This is a genomic window from bacterium (assembly GCA_013360195.1).
GTDB lineage: Bacteria > Electryoneota > RPQS01 > RPQS01 > RPQS01 > JABWCQ01.
This window is the reverse complement of sequence record JABWCQ010000001.1, coordinates 1-24,548: the sequence shown is the minus strand read 5'-3', so window position 1 is coordinate 24,548 and position 24,548 is coordinate 1. Positions and strand designations below refer to the sequence as shown.

Genomic DNA, 24,548 nt, shown 5'->3' with positions numbered 1-24,548 from the left:
CGAAGTTGCGGGCAGCGACTTAGGCAGTTGCCGCACATTTTCTACATATGGACTGCGCGACCGTCGGCGGCAAGTGCGGCCTCCATGACCGCTTCCGTCAGCGTCGGATGTGCGTGAACGGTATTGTATATCGTTTCCGGGGTGGCTTCAAGCACTCTGGCAAGAGCAAGCTGAGCAATCATCTCGGTCGCCTCGGAACCGACAATATGCGCACCGAGCAGTTGGCCGTATTTCTTTTCGAAAATCAGCTTGACGTGTCCTTCGGTGTGACCGATGGCGCGAGCCTTGCCGGACGCGCTAAAGGGGAACCGACCTACTTTGTACTCAAGCCCGAGTTCTTTGCATTTCTCTTCAGTGTATCCCACACTCGCGACTTGCGGCTGGCAGTAGGTACAGGCGGGGTTGTTGGTGTAATCAATCGGATGCGGATGCTTACCGGCAATCGCATCGACACAAACAATGCCTTCATGCGACGCAGTATGCGCAAGCTGCGGAGCTCCAATGACGTCGCCGATTGCATAGTAACCGGGCTTGTTGGTTTTGAAAAAGCTGTCAACTTTGATAAATCCTTTTTCGAGCGCAACACCGGTCTTCTCAAATCCCCAGCCTTCAACATTCGCCGCGAATCCGATGGCCACAAGACAGTGGTCAGCACTCATCGGTTTGTCCTGCCCTTCGATCTGCACAGAAACGCCGCCATTCGTGGCAACGATGGAGCTGACGCGAGTATTCGTTAAAACATTCATGCCAATCTTTTTGAATGCAGCTTCAACGAACTTGCTCGACTCGCCGTCTTCGAGGGGCAGGATGCGGTTCTGCACTTCCACCAGAGTAACGTCTGTTCCAAGCGCTCGGTAAAAATACGCAAACTCGCACCCAATCGCACCTGCACCGACAATCACCAGGGATTTCGGCTGCTTTTCAAGCGACATTGCCTCCATGTAGGTGATGATGCGCTTGCGATCCACCGTAACACCCGGCAAAGTACGATTGACACTTCCCGTAGCGATAATCATGTGCTTGCCGCGAATCTTGTCAATGACTTTGGCCGGATTGCCTTTTTCGTGGACTTCGATTTCGTGGTCACCAACAATGCGGAAGCGTCCGACCGGGCGGTGAATCTTGCTTTTTCGGACAAGGAATTCCACGCCTGATGAATTCTTTTCTGAAACTTCACGAGAGCGCTGGATGATACGTGACCAATCGAAGCCGTCGGTTTTAGCCTTGATGCCCATTTGCGGGGCGACATGCTGGATGTCCTGATACAACTCGGCCGCTTTGAGCAACGCCTTGGAGGGAATACATCCCCAATTGACGCACACTCCGCCGAGCGGCTGTTCATCCACGACACAGGTCTTCAGCCCCAATTGGGCAGCGCGAATGGCGGCGACGTATCCGCCGGGACCACCGCCAAGCACGACAATATCAAATTCAGAAGTTGACATGATGCTTAGGCGGTTGCGAGAAAGTTCTCTTCAGCGGCTTTCAGCCTGCCGCTGTGGGCTTCGCTTTCGAGCCAGCGTTCGGCATCGATGGCAGCCATACAACCGGCTCCGGCCGCGGTTACCGCCTGCCGGTAATGGTGGTCGTGAACATCGCCCGCAACAAACAGTCCTTCGATATCTGTCCATGACGAGTCTGGATGATGGAGGACATAGCCGTTTTCGTCTGTCTTAAGGATATCGCGGATGATTTTTGTGTTCGGTTCGTGTCCGATGGCCACAAAGAAGCCGTCCACAGGCAACACGCTCTCCTGACCGGTAACGAAATTCTTGAGCTTAAGACCATTAACATGCGTTTCGGCGGCATCGCTCAGAACTTCAGTGACTCCTGAATTGTATATCACTTCAATTTTTTCGTTGGTGAGCACGCGGTCTTGCATGATTTTCGAGGCCCTGAATGAATCGCGCCGGTGTATGAGATAGACTTTCGACGCATGGCGCGTCAGGTAGGACGCTTCCTCCATGGCCGTATCTCCGCCGCCGACTACCGCAACGACTTTTCCGCGAAAGAAGAAACCATCGCAGGTCGCGCACGCTGAAACACCTTTGCCTTGCAGTCTTTTTTCACTTTCGAGACCCAGCCACTTGGCCGAGGCTCCTGAAGCTACAATCACAGAGTGGCTGTAGAGCGGCTCCAGATAGCCGAGGTTTACTTTGAACGGGCGCGAAGTTACCTCGATTGAGATGGCTTCGTCTTCAACATAGCGGGTACCAAAGCGCTCGGCCTGACGGCGCATGAGCTCCATCAAGGCTGGTCCCTCGATTCCATCAGGAAAACCGGGATAATTTTCGACGTCGCTGGTAATCATGAGCTGGCCTCCGGGTTGAATACCGTCAATAACCACAGGATTCAGGTTAGCCCGGCCAGCATAAATCGCCGCGGTGAGTCCGGCAGGGCCGGAGCCGACAATAACAACGTTGTGAATTTCGCGACTCATTTTGGTTACAAAATGTTAATAATAAGAAGTTTGGAAATCCTTGATGAAGACCATTGAAAAGATTGTGACGGCATTCACAAGAGATTGGATTAGATTCCGGTGAATACTCAACTTACGGAAAATTCGGGGGAATTTCAAGCCGTTGGCAAAGTTCCGGAAGTCTCTATTCTACGGGGCAGGGTGCTAGAGGGTTTCCGGCAGGCAGAAGGCAAGTTCTTGCATGGCGAGACGGTAGCCCTCAGGTCCAAGCCCGGAAAAGGATTTGCGGCAAAGGTCCTGGATGAGTGAACGATGGCGAAAGTCTTCGCGCGCGGCGGGGGATGAAAGATGGACTTCGATGGAGGGCAGATTGGCAGCGGCCAAAGCATCGCGAACGGCGACGGACGTATGAGTGAAGGCACCGGGATTGAGGACAAGTCCGTCCGCCCACCCTCGTGTCCATTGCACCAATTCGGCAAACTCGCCTTCAAGATTGCTTTGCCGAATAACAAGGTCTAAATTCAGGTCTTCCGCCCACTCCGCACACTGCTTGCAGAGGTCGTCATAGGACATCGTCCCGTAAACTGCAGGTTCACGTGAACCAAGCAAGTTTAGATTCGGACCATTAAGGATAACAATCCTGCGGCGGCGAGGAAGGGATGCAGATGCCGTTCCATTTGAGACAGTCTCTGAAAGCCAATTCGCGCATTCCTGGACGACAGACTCCGGAACATCATGACTGACAACAGGCTTGCCGGGCTCGCGCAGGAGAATCCAGCGCAGCTTCCCCGACGCAGTTTTTTTGTCCGACTTCATTGCAGACAGAAGATCTTGCGGAGAGCACTTTGCACCGGGAAGTGAAAGAGTGCCAATCTGCGACTCAAGTTTGCGGGCTAACGGTTGCGTCATCATTCCACAGCTCTCAGAGAGGAATATGGATGCACGCAGACCGTAGAAGACAGCTTCACCGTGAGTAAGTTTACCGTAGCCCGTTGCCTGTTCCAGTGCGTGGCCGAAGGTGTGACCAAGATTCAGCAGCACCCGCTCTCCGCTTTCGCGTTCATCGCGGGAGACAATGTCAATTTTTGCGGCTGCACCCCGTGAAATCAATCTTTCGAGCTGGCGCGGCTGCCAGCACGTCGCGTCCATTCCGGCGGATTCAATTTCCCGCCAGAATTCGCCGCCGCAAAGCAATGCTCCTTTGACAATTTCAGCCGCACCTGAGCGAGTTTCGCGCGCGGGGAGTGTTCGGAGAATCGAAAGTTCTGCAAGCACGAGTCTCGGCTGATGAAATGTGCCGATAAGATTCTTGCCAAGCTCGTGATTGATGCCAGTCTTGCCGCCGATTGCGGCATCCACCATAGCCAGAACCGTAGTCGGAACGGCAATCCACTCAATTCCGCGTTTGAATATGCTTGCAACAAATCCAGCGACATCTGTGACGACTCCCCCGCCAAATGCAAGAATCAGGTCGTCACGGGCATAGTTCTTTTGTATCAATATGTCGAGCAGCGACTTGACTCTACTCAAGTTCTTCTGATCCTCACCGGGCGGAAGCACAAAAGAGTCAAATTCGTATCCCTCTGCCACCAAGGCAGCCTTCAGGTATTCGAGATGATGAAGCGCAACATTCTCGTCCGTGACGATGAATACCCGAGGTCTGCGTATGCCCAGCCAGCGGGACATTTCGGCGGAAATCCACTCGAAGTTTGCCCGTGCAAACCGAACGGGTATGATACCGCTATTTGTGCGCAGTTCAAACGAGTCCATCAATCGCCTCGAAAATCATCAGTGCGGTTTGCTTCGGATCTTCATTTGCAGTCGGAAACGTCAAGGCGGCAAGTTCGAATTGCTCTTTTCGCTGTTCTGCCAAAGCTTGCAGCGCAAGAATTCGTTCAGCCATCGTCTCGGCGCCATCGAGAAGCGGCCGGCCGGTACTCTTCATGGTGCGCGCCGCTAAGACAGACAAAGGCGCATCAAGCTGAACCAGCAGCCCGCTTGCCATAACGATGGCGCGATTGTCTTCGCGTTCCAATGCACCACCACCGAGCGCAATGACACTATCGCCGCGACTTGCGGCTTGCACAAGCGCCAGGTTCTCAAAATCACGAAAGGCAGGCTCTCCCATAGAGCGAAAAATCGCCGGAATTTCCATCCCGGCGCGAGCTTCAATCATAGAATCCAAATCGACAAATGGTTGACCGCGCAATTCCGCAAGCAGTGGTCCGATTGTGCTCTTGCCGGATCCAGGCAACCCGCAAAGGTAGACTATTGCCATGGTGAGCGGGGAGTTGCGTTTACATGGGCGCGAATCTCGGTAATGGAATCGCCGCCGAACTTCTCGAGAAACGGATTCATCAGCGCGAGCAAGGCCATGGCTTCGCCGACAATGCCCCCTGCAGGCACAGCGCAAACGTCACTCCGTTCCCGCAGGGCTTCGACAGGCTCGCCTGTCTTAAGATTGACGGATTCGAGCGGTTGCATGAGTGAGGATAGCGGTTTCATGGCCACGCGAATCACGAGCCGTTCTCCGTTGGTCATTCCACCTTCCGTGCCGCCTGCGGCATTTGACTTGCGAATGACGCCCTTATCATGTGGATACATCCGATCATGAACGGCGCTGCCAGGGACATTTGCGACCTCGAAACCCATTCCGAATTCAACGCCCTTCATGGCGTGTATGGACATCATCGCTTGTGCAAGGATTCCGTCGAGCCGACGGTCGTAATGAACGAAACTGCCGAGACCTGTCGGCAAACCGTCAACGATGACTTCGAAGACACCGCCGACAGTATCCTTCCTCACAACCGCATCATCAATCAGCCGCACCATCTTGTCCTCAACGTCCGCATCTGCGCAGCGCACGGGGCTCGCTTCGACAATTGCCGCGAGCTGTTGAAGCGGGATGTCCGAATCAACTGGTTTTGCCTGCACACCGCCGATGTTGACGACATGACTGATAACGCGGATTCCGAATTCAGCAAAGAATTTGCGGCAAATCGCCGCCAGAGCAACCCGCATTGTCGTCTCACGAGCAGACGAACGTTCGATGATATTTCGAATATCGTCTTGATGGTATTTGACAGAGCCGGCGTAGTCGGCATGTCCGGGCCGCGGACTAGTGAGTTTCTCTGTTCGCTTGTGCGCACCGGGATCTTCAAGTGACATCTTATCGCGCCAGTTCTCCCAATCCTTGTTTTCGATAAAGAGAGCAATCGGCGAACCAAGAGTCAATCCGTAGCGAACGCCGCTGGTAATCCGAGCATAGTCTGATTCAATCTTCATGCGACCGCCGCGCCCGTGGCCTTTTTGCCGCCGTGCCAAGTCATGGGCGATATCCGCTTCCGAGACGGCCAAACCAGCCGGCATGCCTTCCAGGATTCCGGTTAGCCCGGGACCGTGGCTTTCTCCAGCTGTCAGGAAGCGGATCACGAGTTTCGCAACTCCGGCAAGAGCTCGCGTACGGCATGTTCCAGAGGAAAGGGTTTACCTGTCCAAATCTGAAAACTTTCGGCAGCTTGGGCAAGCAGCATGACCAAACCGTTTTCCGTGACAGCGCCGAATGACTGTGCCGATTCGAGAAACAGTGTTTTACGCGGTGAGTATATCAAGTCATAGACAAGCGCACCGGGTTTGAAGGCAAATGGCGGATCGAGCGGGAAACCTGGACTGGACAGATGGCCGACAGGAGTCGCCTGAACCACAATATCAAATTCATGCAATCGTTTGCGCGCTTTTGTATGCGTTAGCATCACGGGCGCATAGGGCGCAGGCAGGACAGAAGACACTCTGTCGGCTGCGTCAGCGGGGCGGCGTGAAGCAATGGCGATCTCGGTCGGAGTCAGAAGCTGCGCCACGGCAAGCATGGTGGCGCGAGCGGCGCCGCCTGTCCCGATAATCAGCACACGTTCCGCACGCGACGCAATTTCGAGTTTCTGTTCAAGCGCATAACGGAAACCAGCGACGTCCGTGTTGTGGCCGACCAGCTTGCCTTGCTTTCTGACCAGCGTATTCACGGCCTGCACACTGAGAGCACTGTCGGTCAACTCATCACACAACGAAAACGCAAGATCCTTGTGCGGCGCCGTTACGTTCATCCCGTCCCAGCTAATTCGTGCCTGCAACAGGAACGACCGGGCCAATCTGCGGGGGAAGTCGTAAAGAGTATACGACCCCGAAAGACCCGTATTCTGAAACGCCCACGAGAACAGGACGGGTGAGAGGCTGGACGAGATGTGCTCGCCGATTAGTCCGAATCTAAATGCCATTTAGTATTTTTGTATTCCGGCGTCAGGGGAAAGCTTTGCGAGTTCATCATAGAACTCAGGGTAAGAAACGGCCGCGCACGATGCGTTCAAGATGTCAGTTTGGCTTCGAGCTGTGAGTGCGGCGAGTGAGAAAGCCATCGCGATTCGATGGTCGCCAGCCGGATCGATTACTCCACCGCGCAACGGTGAACCACCATTGACGAACAAATCATCACCATTAATCTCAACCGAAACTCCCATCGTTTCCAGTCCAGACGCAACGGCCTGCAGCCGGTCGCTTTCCTTTACGCGAAGTTCGCCAATATTGTAGAACTCCGATCGACCTTCAATCGTTGCCGCGAGAACGGCGAGGGCAGGAATCTCGTCAATCAATCCCGGGACCTCGTCCGCGGTGACCTTGAGCGGCATCATTCGCGAATAGCGAGCAGTGATTCTTCCAACCGGTTCACCGCATACATTTCCTTCAACAGCAGCGGAGATATCAGCGCCTGAACGGCGGAGACATTCAAACCATCGCGCACGGAGCGGATTGAGCAGCACATTTCCGATGGTCAACTCAGATTGCGGGACAAGCAGTGCCGCAACGACCCAGAATGCCGCGCTGGAAATGTCACCGGGCACTTCCCCGCTCAAATCGAGCGGTTTCGAGAGCAGAGTTTGCCTGCTCACTGTCCAAAACCTGTCTTCGTCTTGCCGGAGCCCGAGCAGCCGCTCTGTATGATCCCTTGAATTGAACGGTTCGCGTATACGTGTGACTCCGGACGCGGACAGCCCAGCAAGCAAGAGCGCGCTTTTGATTTGCGCGCTCGCGATATTCAGGTCAACTTCTGTTCCTCGGAGCTTTTGCCCGACAATTTTTGCCGGTAGGCAGCCCGATTCGCTGAGTTCGATTTCTGCGCCCATTCTGGAAAGCGGAACGGCCACGCGGCGCATAGGTCGTTTTGACAATGACTCATCGCCGACTAATGTCCAATTCCCCTCGCGACCGGCGAGCATTCCCACGAGCAATCTTGCGGTGGTGCCGGAGTTTTGACAATCCAATGTCACACCGGATTGAACAGTGCCTCGGTGGATAACAACATTGCGGCCATCAGACAAGACCGGAATGCCGAGCGTTCGCAAACATGAAAGGGCTGTCAAACAATCGTGTCCGGTGCCATAGTTTTTCAAGGACACGGTTTGCGAACCAAGCAGACTAAAGAGTGCGCGTCGGATCGAAACGGATTTATCACCGGATATCCTTACTTCACCCCTGATCGGCTCTGAAGCGGGGGAAATCCGAACGGAAAACTCCTTACTGTCCACGCAAAGTCAGCGTTCGCCCGACAATCGGCGCAATACGCGCAAGGTCCGTGACCATTTCCTTGAATTCGATTGGATCAAGGGATTGATAGCCGTCTGAAAGAGCACGCTCTGGATCGGGATGCATTTCGATCAAAACACCGTCTGCACCAGCGGCAATGGATGCGCGCGCCATCGCCGGAACCAAGTCACGTCTGCCGGTTCCATGCGAGGGGTCGGTAATTACAGGTAGGTGCGTAAGCTGTTTGAGTGCCGGAACGATATTCAGGTCGAGAGTGTTACGGGTGAAATCAGAAAACGTGCGGATACCTCGTTCACACAACACAACTTGCGAATTCCCAGCCGCAAGAATGTATTCGGCGGCATGCAGAAACTCATCGAGCGTTGCAGCCATACCCCGCTTGAGCAGCACTGGTTTGCCTGTGGACGCCGCTTGCTTCAGCAACACATAGTTGTGCATGTTTCTCGTGCCGATCTGGAGCATGTCGGCATGTGCTGCCGCGAGCAAGACGCTCTCCTCGTCCACGACTTCCGTAACCACGGGTAGTCCTGAAACGCGGCGAGCCTCGCTTAGCAGTCTTAGCCCCGCTTCTCCGAGTCCGGAGAATGCGTACGGAGAAGTTCGCAGCTTGAAGGCTCCGCCGCGAAGCAGATGTGCGCCACTCGCAGCAGCCTGTTCGGCGGCTGCCATCAGTTGTTGCGGTGATTCGACTGCGCACGGACCTGCGATCACAGTAAGCTCTTGTCCACCGACCGCGACTCCTCGCACACCGACAACAGTGTCAGCATCATGCACTCGTCGAAGGACACGATGGTACGAGAAAGAGCTGCTCGGCGCGGGCTGAAAGAGGTGACCTGTACTTGCCTGTGACTGAAGTTCGGGCTGTTCCGTAAAACGGTTCTTCGGGGAATGGGACATAAGAGAATTCAATTCGCACGTAAAGTGGACTTAAAATACAGAAATTGCAGGTCTTATTCAAGAAACGACTCACCGCGATTTCGTCCGCACAGAGAGTTTTGATCATGTTAGTATTTGTAATTATTAGTCTTAAGCATTTGGCTTCCGACTCTCCGGAACTTTTCCTGAACGAATACGTCTCTGCTATATGCTTTTAGTTCTTGCTCACACAGGGTGGGTTATTGTAAATGAAAAAATATCAATCTATTGCCAAATTCATTGGAATTCTCGCGTATGTAACGGCTTTCGTTTCATGCACGGGCAACCCAACGCCTGTCCGTGTTCCCTTCCCTTTTGCCACAATGACCGAACCCGCATCACAAACGACCATTACGGAGTCAGCAATGCAGCGACCGCAGCTTCCATCTTCTCGGGTAAGAGCGCCTGAATTTCCGCGCAACTTTGCCTGGGTAAACACGGATCGTCCGTTGTACATGCAGGAAGAGTTGCGCGGGCGAGTGGTCGTGCTTGACTTCTGGACATATTGTTGTATCAACTGCATGCACATTCTCCCGGACTTGGAATACATCGAAAAGAAATACGCTGGAAAACCGGTGGTGGTCATCGGCGTGCATTCAGCGAAATTTGACAACGAGAGCGACAAGGCAAACATTCTGACCGCATGTCATCGCTACCACATCGAACATCCTGTCATCGTGGATGAGCATCACCGCATTTGGTCGGAGTATGGGGTGCAGGCGTGGCCGACACTTGCCGTGATTGATGCCGAAGGCCGGGTAGTTGGCCAGCTTTCGGGAGAAGGCAACCGCGAGATTCTCGACGGCGTGATTGAAGCGTTACTGGACGAAGGTCGGGAGAAGGGCGTTTTAGCCGCCGGCCCGCCGGAATTCAATCGGCATTCCCGCGTGCCTTCGGCAACGGGATTGGCATTCCCAGGAAAAGTGCTGGCGACACGCGATCGGGTGTTCATTGCCGATTCGAATCATGACAGAATCATCATCGCGGACACGAGCGGACAGGTTTTGGCAATTGCAGGTTCGGGGCGGAAAGGAACGAAGGACGGCGGTTTCACACAAGCGGAATTCAACAATCCGCAAGGCATGGCGTTTGACGATCAGAAGGAGATTTTGTACGTCGCTGACACCGATAACCACCTTATCCGCAAGCTTGACCTGTCGGCAAAGTCTGTCGAGACGATCAGTGGCCGCGGAGTACAAGTGTATGACCGACTTGGCGGTGGCATTGGAACATCTCAAGGACTGAACAGCCCGTGGGACCTGGCATTAAGAGGAAGCACACTTTACATCGCGATGGCCGGTCCACATCAATTGTGGACACTGGATATTGCCACAGGAGTGGCTCGCGCATGGGCAGGCTCCGGCCGCGAAGATGTCATTGACGGAGTCGGCACGCGTTCAGCAGCCTTGGCGCAGCCCTCGGGACTAGCGCTGTCAGGTGAGTGGTTATATTTTGCGGACAGCGAAGTGAGCGCAGTAAGACGCGCGAACGTGAACACGGCGGAGGTGCAAACTCTCGTGGGAACGGGACTTTTTGATTTCGGAGATCAAACGGGGAAATTCGACCGCACACTTCTGCAGCATCCGCTGGGAGTCGCCGTTTACGACGGAGACATACTCGTTGCCGATACATACAATCACAAGATAAAGAAGCTCGATCCCGACTCGAAGCTCTCGTTTGACTTCATTGGCTCAGGCAATCCGGAGCTTGCCGCGGAAGACCGGCAGAACCTCTCTTTATACGAGCCGGGCGGAATTTCAATTTCGGGCGACTTGCTCTATATCGCAGACACGAATCATGATCGGATCATTCGCGTGTCCATGCCCAATGGCAATTGGACAGAATTCGCTCTTCGCGGTTTACGAGTATTGGAGAGCGAGATGACGGAACCCGATGCTCGCGAAACTGTGAACGCAACTTTCAGAAGCGGAATTGATTTGGAGCTTGAATTGCATCCAATGTTGCCTCAAGGCGTCCACTTGAACAAGGAAGCGCCCATTATGTTTGCGGTCCGAAGCTCAACGGGCAGGACACTGGAAGAGAAATCGCCCGTTCAACCCCTCCCTGTCAGTTTGACAATTCCTGCCGCCTGCTTGACTGACGGCGGCAGCCTGGACGTTACCATGCACTTTGCCTATTGTACGGACGAAAACAAAGGTCTTTGCGTGCCGGTTTCGGTTGCGTGGACAGTGGACTTGAAATCTGACGATAAGGCAAACGGTAAGGCCAAGCTGACTTCGCATTTGAAGTCCATTTAGTCACTAAACAAGGATCTATTCCAAGCTAAACGGGCGGCACTTGGCCGCCCGTTTCCGTTCGCATAAGCAACCCGCACGCTACGATGAGCGAAGCTCATTCAGAATTGCCACTCCGCTCGACGTGCCAACGCGTTCCGCACCCGCTTCAATCATCTTGCGCATGTCATCCAAAGTTCTAATACCTCCGGACGCCTTAACCTTGAGTCCATGAGAGGCAACGGCATTGTGCATCAACTTAACGGCCTCGATGGTAGCTCCGCCGGGTCCGAAACCGGTAGACGTCTTCACCCACGATGCCCCGGCTTCAATAGAAAGCCTGCAGGCAACGGAGATTTCGCTTACCGAAAGCGCTGCCGTTTCGAGAATCACTTTTAAGACCGCACCGCTTCGACGGCAGGCATCCGCAACAGCTCGAATGTCATACTGCACATCACGCTCCGCTCCGGACTTCAGCCCGCCGATCCACAGCACCATGTCAATCTCGCTTGCGCCGTCAGAAACGGCCTGAAGGCACTCTGCGACTTTGGATTCTGTGCTTGTGGCACCAAGCGGAAATCCGACAACGGTGCAGACCAGAACATCCGTTGCCTGCAACTCAGCCGCGCACAGACGTACGAATCTCGGATTGACACAAACAGTCTTGAAACGAAACCCCTTCGCTTCATCGCAGAGTTGCATAATCTGTTGCGCCGTGGCTTCGGGCTTCAGAAGTGTGTGGTCGATATATGCTGCGGCTTGTTCCGGTGACATGTCACGCCTCGTAAACTGTTTTCCGAAGATACATCATTCCGAAGGAACATGCAAGCAAAAAGCCGTACCAATTCGGTACGGCTTGATATCCGATTCTCGAATACTTATCCTTGGGCGATTTCCTGCTCAGCCCTTTTCTTCGCCCAGAATGCCTCTTCCATCGGTTTTACCTTTGATTCGTAGCAGTCGGGACAAATAGAGTGTGAGAACTGCACATTTGCCTGGTGTTCGGAGATGTATTCTTCCACTTGTGACCAGAGATTCTCGTCATCTCGGATTTTCTTACAATACGCACAAATAGGCAGAAATCCCTGCAGCACTTTCACGTGCTCGCGTTCTTCTTCCAACTCGCGCACACGCCTATTCAGACTCGCTTGCAGCTGCATGATACGTTTTCCGACACGCAGACGCGCTCGCAGTTGGTCGGGATCAATCGGTTTGGTTAAGAACTCGTCCACCCCGGCAAGCATTCCGGCCATCAGATCATCCTTGTCCTGTCTCGAGGTCAGCATAATGATGTATGTGTACTCCGATTCCGCGAAGGCTCGCACAGTCTTGACGACGGTCGGCCCCTCCATTTCAGGCATCATCCAATCCGTAATGAGCATCTTGGGATGAAACTCCATGAAGAGCCGCAACGCTTCTGTTCCGTTTGAAGCCAACAGGGGTTCATAGCCGAACTTTTCGAGCAGGCGCCGCAGAGTAGTCAGTGTTACGCGGTCGTCATCAACAGCAAGGACTTTCATGCACTCAATTCACATTTGATTTTGTTCAGTTCGTCGGCCACGATTGTGAACTCCTTTTCAATACTACCGACAAGCTCGTCCGGACACGGCAGGCCACGTTTGCGCACGGTTTCATCGATAACGGCACACAGATTCGCAAGTTCCGATGCACCAACATTAAGAGCAGCACCTTTCAGTGAATGTGCCAGCTTCCCTGCCTCTTCGAAAAAGCCGGAATTGCATGCAGCGCGGATATTCTTGACGCGTGTTGCGCCGTCTTCAAGCATAATCTCGATGATTTCCGCGGTGAATGCCGGATCGCCCATGCCAATCTCGTCGAGCCTCGCCCGGTTGACATGCTGGATTGAACTTGCTATAGGATTTTCCATGGCCCTTGATATGCACGCTAAGTTTGTCTACAGTGATTTCTGGAAAAGAGCAATAAACGCGCCGTTAGCATGAGTTCAGGCAACTCGCTGGAATGCACTTTGCAGAAAATTCACTTACAAGTAATTAGGAGGCAAGATGATCTGGCTGTGTGTCTTGGCAATGGGAACCGCTTCGCTCGTGTTTGGCAGTGGCAACACGTCTGTGTGGACGAGCCAATCCGCTTTGGAAAACCTGCAGAACGGAAATGAACGCTTCGTCTCAGGCAAGCCAAAAGTCTGGGATAGCGGTGCGGCAGCACGTGAAAAACTCTCGACCGGACAGAGCCCCTATGCATGTGTGATTACGTGCTCAGATTCGCGAGTTCCTCCGGAAGAGATTTTTGACACTGGTCTCGGTGAGTTGTTCGTCATTCGAGTAGCAGGAAATGTCACACCCGCTGATGTCGTAGCCTCGGCAGATTATGCAGTGGGTCATTTGAACTGCCCGGTGGTCGTTGTCATGGGACATACAAGATGCGGCGCGGTCGGAGCCGCACTTTCCGAGTCGGAATTTGCGGAGCCGCTGAACAGCCTGATCACTCAAATCAAGCCGCACGCCGAGGCCTGCCAAGCCAAAGGTTATGCACCCGAAGAAATATTCGCCGGAGTGGTCAAGGAAAATGCCCGCGCCGGCGCTGTCCATCTGCTGGCCGGCTCGCGTGCAATAGAACAGGCTGTGATGGACGGGAAATGCGTCGTGCTGTCGGCCGTCTACGATATTGAAACAGGGGTCGTAGATTGGCAATCCCAACTTGGTAAAGCGGATGTCAAGTCCTCGAAGGAACTCATTTCAACGAAGCAACTGCAAAAGCCGATATCATCGACCAACCGGGATGGTCACGATTCTGAGGCAGATAAGACTCAAACAGCAAGATCAACGGCAAGCTCCAAGGCACGGCATTGACATAACGATATCGAAACTGAGAGCGGCAGGCCAACCGGCCTGCCGCTCTCAGTTTCACAAAACCAAGGAAGCAGTTATACAGCCATCGGGGCTTTAAGCTTTGAGTCAATCGCCGCGAGCATCGCATCAAAGGACTGCGCGAACTTCACGACTCCGTCTTCGATGAGATCAAAGGCGATTTTGTCAATGTCCACTCCCAACTTTCTCATTTCTGCGATTGTCTCGGACGCTTTGGCCATATTCATCATTAGCCTTGCGGACGGCTTGCCATGATCCTTGAAAGCCGAAAGCGTCTGCGGCGGGACCGTATTGACCGTGTTTGCGGCGATTAGTTCCTCAACATAGAGCACATCCGAATACTCAGGATTCTTTGTGGACGTGGACGCCCAAAGCGGCCGCTGCACCTGTGCACCCGCCTTTGCGAGCTTCTGCCATCTTGCAGACGCGGTAACATCGAGGAAGTGCTTATAGGCAAGACAAGCGTTAGCGATCGCGCCTTTTGCAAGCAAATCCTTCCGACCAATCTTCTCAAGTTGTGCATCTGCGACTGAGTCAATCCGGCTCACAAAGAAGCTTGCTACAGACGCTATCCGGGACAGATCTTCCCCCTTCGCATGCCGTTCCTCGAGCGCCCTTAAGTAGGTCTCCAGAACTTGGCGGTATTGATCGAGCGTGAATAGAAGAGTGATGTTGACATTCACACCGCGAGTCAGAAGTTCAAGCACGGCCGGAAGTCCTTCGGGAGTTCCCGGCACTTTGATCATGAGATTAGGACGGTTGACTCGCTGCCAGAGACGCAGCGCTTCGTCTATTGTTCCTTGCGTATCGTGTGCGAGCTTCGGCGATACTTCGAGACTGACATAACCGTCCACACCTTCCGAGTCCCGGTAAACGTTAACGAGCATGCCGCACGCGCGTGACACATCGGCAACGGCTAGATTTTCGAAAACCTCATGCGCACCAAGTCCTGCGGCAGCCCCTTTACGGATGTCGTCGTCGTAATCTGAACTTGAAGCAATTGCCTTCTCGAATATGGACGGATTTGAGGTCATGCCTCGCAATCCTTCCGCGACATGCCGTTCCAGCCCGCCTGAATCCATTAACTCGCGGCTGATATAATCCAGCCAAAGCGACTGACCGAGGTCAAGCGTGGCTTTCATGATCGGATGGCTCATATTGTATCTCCTAAGTGAAATGACTCGCTATTTTCCGGCTGCTTCGATCGCAAGAACCTTGTTCAATCGGCGCTGATGCCTTTCGAGGCCGGAGAACTTCGCGGTCAAGAAGGCCTTAAGCACTTCCTTTGCCAGCTCGCCGCCAACAATTCTCGCTCCCAAACAAAGTGTATTCATATCATCATCCTCGACGCCTTGACGCGCGGAAAATGTGTCGTGACACACACCCGCGCGAATGCCCTTCATCTTGTTTGCCGCCACGCACGCCCCCACGCCGCTGCCGCAAACAATGATCCCCCGTTCGGCTCGCTGACCAATGACTTCATGGCCAACTTTCTGAGCATAATCCGGATAGTCGGCCGCATCGGTTGAATGCGTTCCAACATCGTTCACCTCATGACCGATACTCTTGAGCCAATCAGCCAATTCCTGTTTGAGATGAAATCCAGCGTGGTCGCTGCCAATTGCAAGCCTCATTCTATCTCCCTGCTTTTGAAAGCACCGTCAGTGCCCGTGCCGTCACATTTTCGGCAGTAAGCCCGAACTTCTCGTACAAAGTTTTCGCAGGAGCAGACGCACCGAACCTGTCTAATCCGACGACATCGCCGTCAAGCCCGACATACTTCCACCATCCCTGCGTAGCTCCCGCTTCAATTGCAACTCGCGCGCGAATGTCAGGCGGCAAGACCTGTTCGCGATAGGCCAACGGCTGCTTGTCGAACAATTCCTGACATGGAACCGACACGACACGTGCTGTTACTCCTTCCTTTGCGAGCAACGCACGAGCACTGACAGCAATCTCCACTTCGCTTCCGCTCGCGAGAAGAATGACATCGGGGCGTCCGTTATCCGCGTCCGCAATGATGTACGCCCCGAGCTCGACCGGCATTCTCTCTCCGGCGTAATCAAGCACCGGAAGCGCCTGACGAGTCAGACATAGCGCGACCGGCCCGTCCGTCCGCTCCAGAGCAACCCGGTAACACTCGGCCGTTTCATTGGCATCGGCAGGACGCATCGTCCACAGATTCGGAGTCGCCCGCATGTGGGTTAACTGTTCGATCGGCTGATGCGTCGGACCGTCTTCACCCAATCCTATGCTGTCGTGTGTGTAAATGTAACAAACAGGCAGGTGTGAAAGCGCCGCAATGCGAACCGACGGTTTCATGTAGTCCAGGAATGTCATGAACGTCGCACCGAATGCCATGAACGGGCCGCTGCTTGCGATGCCGTTAAGTATCGCACCCATTCCGTGCTCTCTGATTCCGAAGCGGATGTTTCGTCCGTGGTGCGTATCCTTTTGGAAATCTCCTCGTCCTTCCAGATACGTCAGATTAGATTCGACTAAATCCGCACTCCCGCCCACGAGCCACGGCAGATCTTTCAGCGCGTGTAAACACAACTCCGATGCCTTGCGGGTAGCGATGGGCTTGTCAGACGTCTTCCATTTGGGCAATGCATCCGCCCAGTGTTCCGGCAATCGGCGCGACCAGAACGTTTGCCATTCATGCTGCAAACCGGGGTGCGATGCGAAGGACTTTTCTAATAAACTCTGCCAGGCCGCCTGCCGTTCCGCACCAGTTTGCCGCGCTGCGCCCATGTGCTTGAAAACCTCGGACGATACGTAGAACTTTTCATTTTCCGGCAATCCCAGCGACTTCTTCGTCAATATGAGCTCATCCTCTCCAAGCGGCGCTCCGTGCACTTTGGAGGTTCCGGCACGATTGGGCGAACCGTATCCGATTTGAGTCCTGCAACGGATGAGTGTTGGTCTTTCCGTTTCTGCGATTCCTTCGCGAATGGCCTGATCAACTTCCGCAGCGTCCATGCCATCACATGCCAGCACCTGCCATCCGTAACTCTCAAACCTCGCACCGACGTCTTCGGTAAAGGCAATTTCGGTTGAACCGTCAATAGTAATGTGGTTGTCGTCATACAGCATCACAATGGATCCGAGCCCCAGATGACCTGCCAGTGACGCCGCTTCCGCGCTTACACCTTCCATCAGGTCTCCATCCGAACAGATGCCGAATACGCGGAAGTTTATCACTTCGTGTCCATACCGGTTGAACATCGAGGCGAGTATATTCCTCGCAATGGCGATACCGACAATGTTGCCTACTCCCTGTCCCAACGGTCCGGTGGTGGCTTCCACACCCGGAGTCAAGCCTAATTCGGGATGCCCGGGTGTGATGCTTCCCCACTGTCTGAACTTCTTCAGTTGCTCAAGTGGTAAGTCATATCCGGTCAGGTGAAGCAGTGAGTATAACAGCGCACAGCCGTGTCCTGCGGAAAGCACGAAGCGATCGCGATTGACCCACGCAGGATCCAACGGATTGTGGCGAAGGTGCCTCTGAAATATCGTGTATCCCATCACCGCCGCGCCTAGAGGCAGCCCGGGATGACCGGAATTGGCCGCCTGTACGGCATCAATGGCTAATCCGCGCACGGTGTTTATGCTAAGTCTGTCTAATGCTTCTGACATGGTCGGTACGAACAAATCCGGTTAGGTTTCGAGGTGATGGGGCGATGCAATAAGCACGAAGCGACGGAGTCTCTCCGTCGCTTCGCTTATCTGCCATGCAAACCGTTGCACGGGTTCACATTACTTCATTAAGATCATCTTGCGGCTCGAAACGAATTCGCCCGCTTCGATGCGGTATAGATACAATCCACTTGCAAGGTTCGACGCATCAAACGTGACTGTGTGGAAGCCCGCGCCGAATGCGCCATCCGCAAGTCGTGCGACTTCACGGCCCGTCACATCGTACACTGTCAGTTTGACCGATTGTGCTTCCGGCAATCCGAAGCGAATCTGCGTCATCGGGTTGAACGGATTCGGATAGTTGGACGACAATTCGTAATTCAGCGGCACAACGTGCTGGCTGTACGGCTGGTCTGTGCCGCCGTTATCTTGCGGCAACGCCAATTCCGCTCCGTGAATATCTTCGGCAAGGCTTGAAAGCCATATCTTGATCGTGCCTTCACCCGCGCCGAGAACATCGGTGTCGCCGTCACTGTCAAAATCTCCGCCCTTCACGACTGATGCCTGAATCAGTGTAGTCGTAATCGGATTGCGGTAGAACCGGTTATCCGTGTTACGCCACCACGAAATCTCCTGATTCTCATTGGCAGCAAGCAGCAGATCGGCACGGTTGTCATCGTCCATGTCAATCGCGTCCATTTCCCGCGGGAACGGAACCAGCGAGGTGACATAATTGAACTCCTGCGTCGCGCCGTCAATCCAGCCGATCAGCGCATCCTGTGCCACGCAGAAGTAGATGTCGAGCACGTTATCGGCATTAAGTCTCGCCGCGTTGATATAGGATGCCCCGTAAACGTTTTCGAGCAGGACGTGTCGCGTATACACCATGCCGCCGCCGTTCGAATACCAAGCCAGCATACCGCCTTCATAGGCCGATGCCAGAATGTCCCAATCGTTGTCGTTGCCGATATCAGCCACTTCTACAGTGCGTGCACCGACGAAGTTGTTGTCCACGACAACTCGCGTGAACGTTTCACTGCCGTTGTTGCGCCACCACGAAATATCATTGACATCGCACGCCGCAGTGACAAGGTCCTTGTCTCCGTCACGGTCAAGGTCAACGATCAAAACGTCACGTGCGCCGTCGTAGTTGTTCGCAATGACAAATGTCGTGAACGTGCCGCTGGCGTTCTGGCGGAACCAAACCAACTGATCGGCAAACTGCGCGACTGCGGCAACGTCAAGATCGCCGTCGTCGTCAATGTCACCGACAGCTACAGCACGCGCACCGTCCCAGTTTTCAACGATAACATGCGGGATGTACGCCCACGTGCCGTTGTTTTCATACCAGACGACCTTGTCCGAGAACATGCCGGCCGCAACGACATCCATATCTCCATCTTCGTCCATGTCAGCCGGAACAGCGGACATGCAGCCAAACAGCTCTTCTGTCACAGTGATAACACCGAACGGAATCGGGTCGACAGGCACACGGTATCCATAGGAAACCGCCGACATCTGACCACTGCCGCATCCGTTGAAAGCGCGTACCCTATACTCGTACTCTTCACCCGGTGCAGCCGAGAAGTCGTTGTAGCTGGTAACGTCGATTCCGACCGTGGCAATCACTTCAGGCGGGAATCCGCGCAGTATTTCATATCCGGTCTCCTGCGCAACGTTGTTCCAGGTAATGCGAACCCGGTCATTCAGATTGGTTGATGCCACAACATTCGTCACCGTAGCCACCTGCTGTGCCGAGAATCCGGTCGTCGCTGCGGAAAGAGTGCCAAGACCGCACTGATTCACTCCGCGCACCTGATAGTTGTAGGTCGTGCCCGGAGTTACCGCAAGGTCTGTATACGTTTCGATTCCACCAGGAACTTCAGCCAGCAGCGCGTTGTTGCGCCACACTTCATATCCGGTCGCAACCGCAATCTCGTTCCATGTCACAATTACCTGATTACACAGTCCGTCAGAGGCATTTACACCCGTTGGAACCGGCGGCAGCGGAATCGTTGAACCCGGTACCGTTGGCGATTGCGGACCGCTCCCGCAGGCGTTCGTTGCCGTTACCGTGTAGTTGTTTGAAGTTCCGGTGGGAACGTTGTCTGTATACGAGAATTGACCTTGCGGAACCGTAGCAATCAAATTCCCGTTGCGGCGAACCTGATAGTTGAGCGCATGCTGCGTTCCGGTCCAAGAGATGATGATGGACGTACAGCGGTCATTCGTCGCCGCCACGTTCGTCACCGTACCTGCGGTCGGAGCAGCCTGACCGATATCACTTGCGCAGTCGCCTTCACCACAAATATTCGAGACAGGGCAGACCTGATAGGTCGCCGCCTGAGCAAGCGGAGCGTTGTCTACGTACTGACGGTTCTGTCCCGCCGTACCGCCGGCCAGACGCGCGATGACGTTGCCGTTGCGCTTAATCCAAACGGAATCCTGTCCGTCTACGTTTGTAAAGTTGAAGGTCACCGTGACAAACCCGCAGCCGTCATCGGACGCCGCCATTTGAGTCGGCGCAACCGGTGTCGGAGCCGTGCGGCCGTTGTCCGTGGCCAGCGGTGACTCAATCGTGTCACCTGCGGCACAAACACGAAGCGCGGCAATGCTGTACACGCTTTGCGGCCAGATTCCAAGCTGTTCAAAGGAAGTGTTGCCGGCAAGTAACATGGCGATAGGCGTTCCGTCCCGGCGCAGTTTCAGGTGCGTGACACCCGGTTGATTGTAAGCGCTCCACGTCAAACGCACGCGGTCACACAGATTTTCGCTCGCTGCGAATCCCGACACCTGAATGGGATAAGTGTTCGGCGTCACCGAGATACCTTGCGACAGCGGCCCGATGCCGCACGAATTGAATGCCGCGACTTGAATCACGCAGGATTGCGTATCTGCCGGGCAATAGCGGGCGGATGTGATATTGGCGTTAATCGTGTCCACAATCGCGCCGTCGCAATAAATAAAGTAACCGTCTTCATTGATCACGTTGCCCCAGGTAATATCCACGCAGAAGCACGGGCTGGCAACGGCCGTGAAAGTCGGCACCTGAACGAGCGCGGGCAGAACAGTCACGCCATTGCTTTGAGCGGACTGCGCACCAGCGCCGCACTGGTTGGCGGTGATAATGCGGTACGTGTAATTTCCTGCCGCAAGGTCATTGTCATTGTAAGTTGTCGTTCCCACGGGTACCACGGCAATCTGGACACCGTTGCGGAGAACACGATATTCCTGAATCGGTCCAGCCGCCGGAGCAGTCCAATTGACCGTCACGTCGCCGCAATTCTCGCTGGCAGTGATTCCTGTCGCAACTCCCGGTACCGTCAAACCGATGCCACTCGTTCCGCTGCCAAGTTCACCGTTTCCGCAGTCGTTAAAGGCCCGGACATGATAGGTATGTGAACCCGTAATGTTGTCGACATAGACAACCGTATTCGCCGCAAGCGTTGCAATCGGGGTCAGGAAATTGCCGTCGCGGTAAACACGATAGCCCGTTTCGGATAGCTGATCCGTCCAGTTGATCGTTATCTGACCGCACACGTCCACCGACGCAACCAATCCTGCCACCAGCGGCGGCACCGTTGCGCGGACGCCCTGAACCGCTGTGCTGAACGGAGCGTTTCCGCAGGCATTTACGGCACGAATAGTGTAGGAATACACAACACCGGGAACCGCGCTGTTATCCGTGTACGTCAATGCACCGGCGTTCTGCACAAGCAAATTGCCGTCGCGGTAAACATCGTAACGGTCTTCATCCGTTGCGTCATTCCACGTCAACACCACGGCATTGCAGTTGGTACTCGTGGCCGTGACACCCGTCACCTGCGACGGAACCGTGCGGCGGCAACCCTGAACGCTGTCCGACTCAGGTCCCGTGCCTCCGACATTGAATCCGCGAACGGTGTACGTGAAGCACTCACCCGGCGCGACTGTAGCGTCACAGTAACTTACAACATCTGCACCAACGGTTGCCAGAACCACGCCGTTGCGCAGAATTTCGTAGCCTGTTTCATTCGAGATGTCCGTCCAGCTCAGGCAGACGTCATCACAATCCGTCGTGGTCGCGGTCACGCCCGTCACTTGGCCGAGGCTGAACACCGCCACACCTTGTGCGCCTGCAGATTCATCGCCTTCACCGCAGACGTTGGCCGCGGCAACCGTGTACGTATAAGTAACACCGGGCGTGGCCGTGAGGTCGCAGTAATCCACGTCATCCGCGCTGTTGGTTGCAATCAGAATGTCATCACGGTAAATCTGATAGCTAAGTTCACCCGCGACATCCGTCCAGTTCAGACAAACCTGACTGATGAGATTGTTCGTGGCCGTCAAGCCAGTAACTTGTCCAGGAGTGGACGCACGCGAGCCAACTGCCGGAGCGGATGCCAATCCTGTGTTGCAGGGATTAACCGCTTCAATAGTGTAGCTGTGCGCCACACCTTCAGCAACGGAATTGTCAAAATACTGCGTGGTCGGTGCATTAACTGTTGCGATGAATCCGCCGCCTCGCGAGACATTGTAGCTCACCGCTCCTGTGAATGCTGTCCACGACACAAGTATTCCGTTGCAGCTATCCACAGATGCGACAACGCCGGTCACCTGACCCATTTGCGGAAGTCGCGTGCCGTTGTCGGCAACGGACGGAGCCGTTTCACCGCAGTTCACGCTGAATGCCGTAACGGTGTACGCATAAGTCCCCGCTGCCGGAGCATCCACGAAGTTGGTTTGCGGCGGCAGGACAGAGCCTGCTAGAATTCCGTCGCGATAGACGCGATACTCCGTCACGTCACCAGGTGCCGCGTTCCAGGATACCGCAATTTCATCGCAGTCATCGTCAGATGCGAGAACTCCTGTCGGAGCGTCCGGACCAAGCAAACGCGTTCCGTTTTCCGAGAACGATGGCGCCGAGTTTCCGCATACATTGTCGAAAGCCATGACGGCATAATCAGCCGAAGCTCCCGGTGCGATGCCCGTATCATGATAGTCGAACACACCCGCACCAACCGTATCAATCGGGTTGCCGTTTCTGAAAATAATAAAGCCGTCGACTGTGCCGCCGCCTGAAGTCCACGTCACATACACATCCAGACAGCTTGTATCCGATGCGTTGACATTGGTCGGTGTTCCGGGTAACGGCAGCAATGAACCGGAATCAGAGGACGGCGCCGAATCTTCACAATCTTCGAGGCTCGACAGTGCCGTGATTTCGTAGGTATGCGCGCCGATGCTTGCGCCTGTATCCGTGAACGTGCGCGTTTCATTCAGCGAGTTGCCGTTGAATATCTCGTTGCCGTCACGGGTGATTCGATAGGCCGTCACTCCCGTGAATTCAGGCTGAGCTCCCCACGTTAAGACAACGTTGTCACATCTGTCGTCTGTCGCCGCGAAGTTTGGCGGCGCAACCGGCTGAGCGAAAATGGTCACATCAATTGCAGAAGACAAGGTTCCAACTCCGCACAACGCGGAATAGGCCGCAACTTGCGCGCTATAGGTTCCCGGTTCACCGTTCCACGTAAAACAGGTCGTCCCTGCAAGCACAGAGCCCACAGAGTCGCTGTCAATGTATATCACATATCCGGTCAAGTCACCTGTTGCTGCTGTCCAGCAAATAGTAACCATATCGCAGTTATCGTCTTGCTGCGTGACGTTACCCGGCACTCCCACCTGCTCCAGCGTGCTGCCCGTCGCTTCGACACTGGCCTCGGAATCAATGCAATTAATACTGCTCGCCGAAATGGAATACTGATGCGGATCGCTGTCACCCGGTGTATCAACATATTCCAGCGTTGAAGCATCAACGGTCGCAATCAGAATGCCGTCGCGGTAAATATCGTATCCGTTTACTTCGCCCTGCGATGCACTCCATGTCACGGTCACCGTTGTGCACTCATCGTTGGAAGCGGTCACATTGGTCGGAATCGTCGGTGCCTGTTCGACGTTTACGAGAAACGCCTGCGAAGGCATGGACTCTCCGCATTCATTGACAGACACGTACCAATACTGCACTTCTTGCGGTCCGTTGCCCACAACGTCAATGTAAACGTCCGGAGAAACCGGAACTGTGGTTAACAGAACTGTATTCCGGAAGATCCGAATACTGTCCACGCCTGCCGGAGCGTCCCAGCCAAGTTCAACCGTTTCGCAATCGACACTTTGTGCGTCAAAGCTCGTAACAGCCGGCGGCAGTTGGTCGCGCTGAACCGTCAGCGTGTTCGATGTGTCACCGCGACCGCATTCGTTCGCGCCTACTGCATTATAGGAATGGAAACCGTCAGTCGGTATCTCGATGCTCGAGTTGCCGTTCTGTGCGGCAACTGCAACGACAAGCACACCGTCACGATAAATAAGAACGGTGTCCGTATTCGCGCCTGCCACCCATGTGAACAGTATCTGATCACACGTTACATCAGTCAAGGTCAAGACAGGAACGCCGGGCAACGGAGCTGCGCCGCCACTATTCGGGGAACTGGTTGCCGGACCGCCGGTGCCGGTTGCCTGCACCGTATAGGCATAGACAACACCCGGTTCGGGTGTCAAATCGGTGAACGTCGTCACATTCACGCCAACGCTGCCAATTTGAACACCGTCGCGCAAAATATTGTGCCCTGTCTCCTGTGGAGCGCTGTTATTGTCCATCCAGGTGACGACAACGGAATCACACAAATTGTCCGTTGCCTGCACGTTCGTCGGCGCATTCAGCGAAGCCAAAACCCCGCCCGAGTCCGCAGGCGAGGTAGCCCCGTCACCGCACTCGTTAAACGCTACCACGGCATAAGAATAGCGAACACCGTTCACCGCCGTCAAATCGTCATAGGTCAGCACATCCTGTGCGACCGTCGCCAGCGTCGAACCGTTGCGAAGCACGCGGAAGTTTGTCTCGCGAATGACGTTGTTCCACGTCAC

Annotated in this window: 17 protein-coding genes; 2 read left to right on the top strand and 15 right to left on the bottom strand. The window is 54.5% G+C overall.

The features are described 5' to 3' along the window. Window positions 1-41: 41 nt before the first annotated feature. The 8 genes from lpdA to aroF form a co-directional block, all read right to left on the bottom strand. The gene (gene lpdA, locus HUU59_00085) at window positions 42-1,445 is read right to left on the bottom strand and encodes a dihydrolipoyl dehydrogenase (protein NUO17836.1); all 1,404 of its coding nucleotides are present in this window, start codon (window positions 1,443-1,445) and stop codon (window positions 42-44) included. A gap of 5 nt (window positions 1,446-1,450) precedes the next feature. After that, the gene (trxB, locus tag HUU59_00080; protein NUO17835.1) at window positions 1,451-2,440 is read right to left on the bottom strand and encodes a thioredoxin-disulfide reductase; all 990 of its coding nucleotides are present in this window, start codon (window positions 2,438-2,440) and stop codon (window positions 1,451-1,453) included. A 183-nt stretch (window positions 2,441-2,623) separates the two neighbouring features. After that, window positions 2,624-3,235, bottom strand: coding sequence for a type II 3-dehydroquinate dehydratase (locus HUU59_00075; GenBank protein ID NUO17834.1), 612 nt, complete (start codon window positions 3,233-3,235; stop codon window positions 2,624-2,626). Between the two features lie 940 nt (window positions 3,236-4,175). After that, complete coding sequence (locus tag HUU59_00070; GenBank protein NUO17833.1) at window positions 4,176-4,697, bottom strand: shikimate kinase; 522 nt, start codon at window positions 4,695-4,697, stop codon at window positions 4,176-4,178. Beyond that, entirely contained in the window at window positions 4,688-5,848 is a 1,161-nt protein-coding gene (gene aroC, locus HUU59_00065; GenBank protein NUO17832.1) for a chorismate synthase, read from the bottom strand. Before aroC ends, HUU59_00070 begins: the two co-directional genes overlap by 10 nt. Beyond that, window positions 5,848-6,687 carry a shikimate dehydrogenase gene (locus tag HUU59_00060; GenBank protein NUO17831.1) on the bottom strand — a complete coding sequence of 280 codons (840 nt, stop codon included), beginning with the start codon at window positions 6,685-6,687 and terminating at the stop codon, window positions 5,848-5,850. Before HUU59_00060 ends, aroC begins: the two co-directional genes overlap by 1 nt. After that, window positions 6,688-7,992, bottom strand: a complete 1,305-nt coding sequence (aroA, locus tag HUU59_00055; protein ID NUO17830.1) for a 3-phosphoshikimate 1-carboxyvinyltransferase — start codon at window positions 7,990-7,992, stop codon at window positions 6,688-6,690. It abuts the gene before it with no gap. Next, the gene (gene aroF / locus HUU59_00050) at window positions 7,982-8,908 is read right to left on the bottom strand and encodes a 3-deoxy-7-phosphoheptulonate synthase (GenBank protein NUO17829.1); all 927 of its coding nucleotides are present in this window, start codon (window positions 8,906-8,908) and stop codon (window positions 7,982-7,984) included. The genes aroA and aroF overlap by 11 nt, the downstream gene beginning before the upstream one ends. 227 nt (window positions 8,909-9,135) lie before the next feature. Between aroF and HUU59_00045 the strand changes: the two genes are divergently transcribed. Then, window positions 9,136-11,184 carry a redoxin family protein gene (locus HUU59_00045; protein ID NUO17828.1) on the top strand — a complete coding sequence of 683 codons (2,049 nt, stop codon included), beginning with the start codon at window positions 9,136-9,138 and terminating at the stop codon, window positions 11,182-11,184. Window positions 11,185-11,262: 78 nt separating this feature from the next. Here the strand turns inward: HUU59_00045 and deoC are convergent, their stop codons facing one another. The 3 genes from deoC to HUU59_00030 all read right to left on the bottom strand — a co-directional run bounded on the left by deoC (window position 11,263) and on the right by HUU59_00030 (window position 13,048). Continuing rightward, a complete protein-coding gene (deoC, locus tag HUU59_00040; protein ID NUO17827.1) occupies window positions 11,263-11,934 on the bottom strand; it encodes a deoxyribose-phosphate aldolase in 672 nt (223 codons plus the stop codon). Between the two features lie 104 nt (window positions 11,935-12,038). After that, on the bottom strand, window positions 12,039-12,680 hold the full coding sequence (locus tag HUU59_00035) for a response regulator transcription factor (protein NUO17826.1): 642 nt from the start codon (window positions 12,678-12,680) through the stop codon (window positions 12,039-12,041). Continuing rightward, entirely contained in the window at window positions 12,677-13,048 is a 372-nt protein-coding gene (locus HUU59_00030; GenBank protein NUO17825.1) for an Hpt domain-containing protein, read from the bottom strand. The genes HUU59_00035 and HUU59_00030 overlap by 4 nt, the downstream gene beginning before the upstream one ends. Before the next feature lie 136 nt (window positions 13,049-13,184). Here HUU59_00030 and HUU59_00025 point away from each other — a divergent pair, with 136 nt between their 5' ends. Continuing rightward, window positions 13,185-13,991 (top strand): carbonic anhydrase, encoded by an 807-nt coding sequence (locus tag HUU59_00025; protein ID NUO17824.1) that lies wholly within the window; start codon window positions 13,185-13,187, stop codon window positions 13,989-13,991. 74 nt (window positions 13,992-14,065) lie between these two features. Here the strand turns inward: HUU59_00025 and tal are convergent, their stop codons facing one another. From tal to HUU59_00005, 4 genes are all read right to left on the bottom strand, one after another. Next, window positions 14,066-15,166: a transaldolase gene (tal, locus tag HUU59_00020; protein NUO17823.1), complete on the bottom strand. Its 1,101-nt coding sequence runs from the start codon at window positions 15,164-15,166 to the stop codon at window positions 14,066-14,068. Window positions 15,167-15,193: 27 nt separating this feature from the next. Further along, window positions 15,194-15,643, bottom strand: coding sequence for a ribose 5-phosphate isomerase B (rpiB, locus tag HUU59_00015; protein NUO17822.1), 450 nt, complete (start codon window positions 15,641-15,643; stop codon window positions 15,194-15,196). A gap of 1 nt (window position 15,644) precedes the next feature. Then, complete coding sequence (gene tkt, locus HUU59_00010; protein NUO17821.1) at window positions 15,645-17,648, bottom strand: transketolase; 2,004 nt, start codon at window positions 17,646-17,648, stop codon at window positions 15,645-15,647. Between the two features lie 120 nt (window positions 17,649-17,768). After that, on the bottom strand, window positions 17,769-24,548 hold a 6,780-nt coding region (locus HUU59_00005; GenBank protein ID NUO17820.1), incomplete at its 5' end, for a VCBS repeat-containing protein.

Excerpts from the sequence above, each read along its gene's own strand:
- trxB (NUO17835.1), bottom strand. The coding sequence starts at position 2,440 with ATGAGTCGCGAAATTCACAACGTTGTTATTGTCGGCTCCGGCCCTGCC.
- lpdA (NUO17836.1), bottom strand. The coding sequence starts at position 1,445 with ATGTCAACTTCTGAATTTGATATTGTCGTGCTTGGCGGTGGTCCCGGC.
- HUU59_00025 (NUO17824.1), top strand. The coding sequence starts at position 13,185 with ATGATCTGGCTGTGTGTCTTGGCAATGGGAACCGCTTCGCTCGTGTTT.
- HUU59_00060 (NUO17831.1), bottom strand. The coding sequence starts at position 6,687 with ATGGCATTTAGATTCGGACTAATCGGCGAGCACATCTCGTCCAGCCTC.
- rpiB (NUO17822.1), bottom strand. The coding sequence starts at position 15,643 with ATGAGGCTTGCAATTGGCAGCGACCACGCTGGATTTCATCTCAAACAG.
- HUU59_00075 (NUO17834.1), bottom strand. The coding sequence starts at position 3,235 with ATGAAGTCGGACAAAAAAACTGCGTCGGGGAAGCTGCGCTGGATTCTC.
- tkt (NUO17821.1), bottom strand. The coding sequence starts at position 17,648 with ATGTCAGAAGCATTAGACAGACTTAGCATAAACACCGTGCGCGGATTA.
- HUU59_00045 (NUO17828.1), top strand. The coding sequence starts at position 9,136 with ATGAAAAAATATCAATCTATTGCCAAATTCATTGGAATTCTCGCGTAT.
- HUU59_00035 (NUO17826.1), bottom strand. The coding sequence starts at position 12,680 with ATGAAAGTCCTTGCTGTTGATGACGACCGCGTAACACTGACTACTCTG.
- aroF (NUO17829.1), bottom strand. The coding sequence starts at position 8,908 with ATGTCCCATTCCCCGAAGAACCGTTTTACGGAACAGCCCGAACTTCAG.
- HUU59_00070 (NUO17833.1), bottom strand. The coding sequence starts at position 4,697 with ATGGCAATAGTCTACCTTTGCGGGTTGCCTGGATCCGGCAAGAGCACA.
- tal (NUO17823.1), bottom strand. The coding sequence starts at position 15,166 with ATGAGCCATCCGATCATGAAAGCCACGCTTGACCTCGGTCAGTCGCTT.
- HUU59_00030 (NUO17825.1), bottom strand. The coding sequence starts at position 13,048 with ATGGAAAATCCTATAGCAAGTTCAATCCAGCATGTCAACCGGGCGAGG.
- deoC (NUO17827.1), bottom strand. The coding sequence starts at position 11,934 with ATGTCACCGGAACAAGCCGCAGCATATATCGACCACACACTTCTGAAG.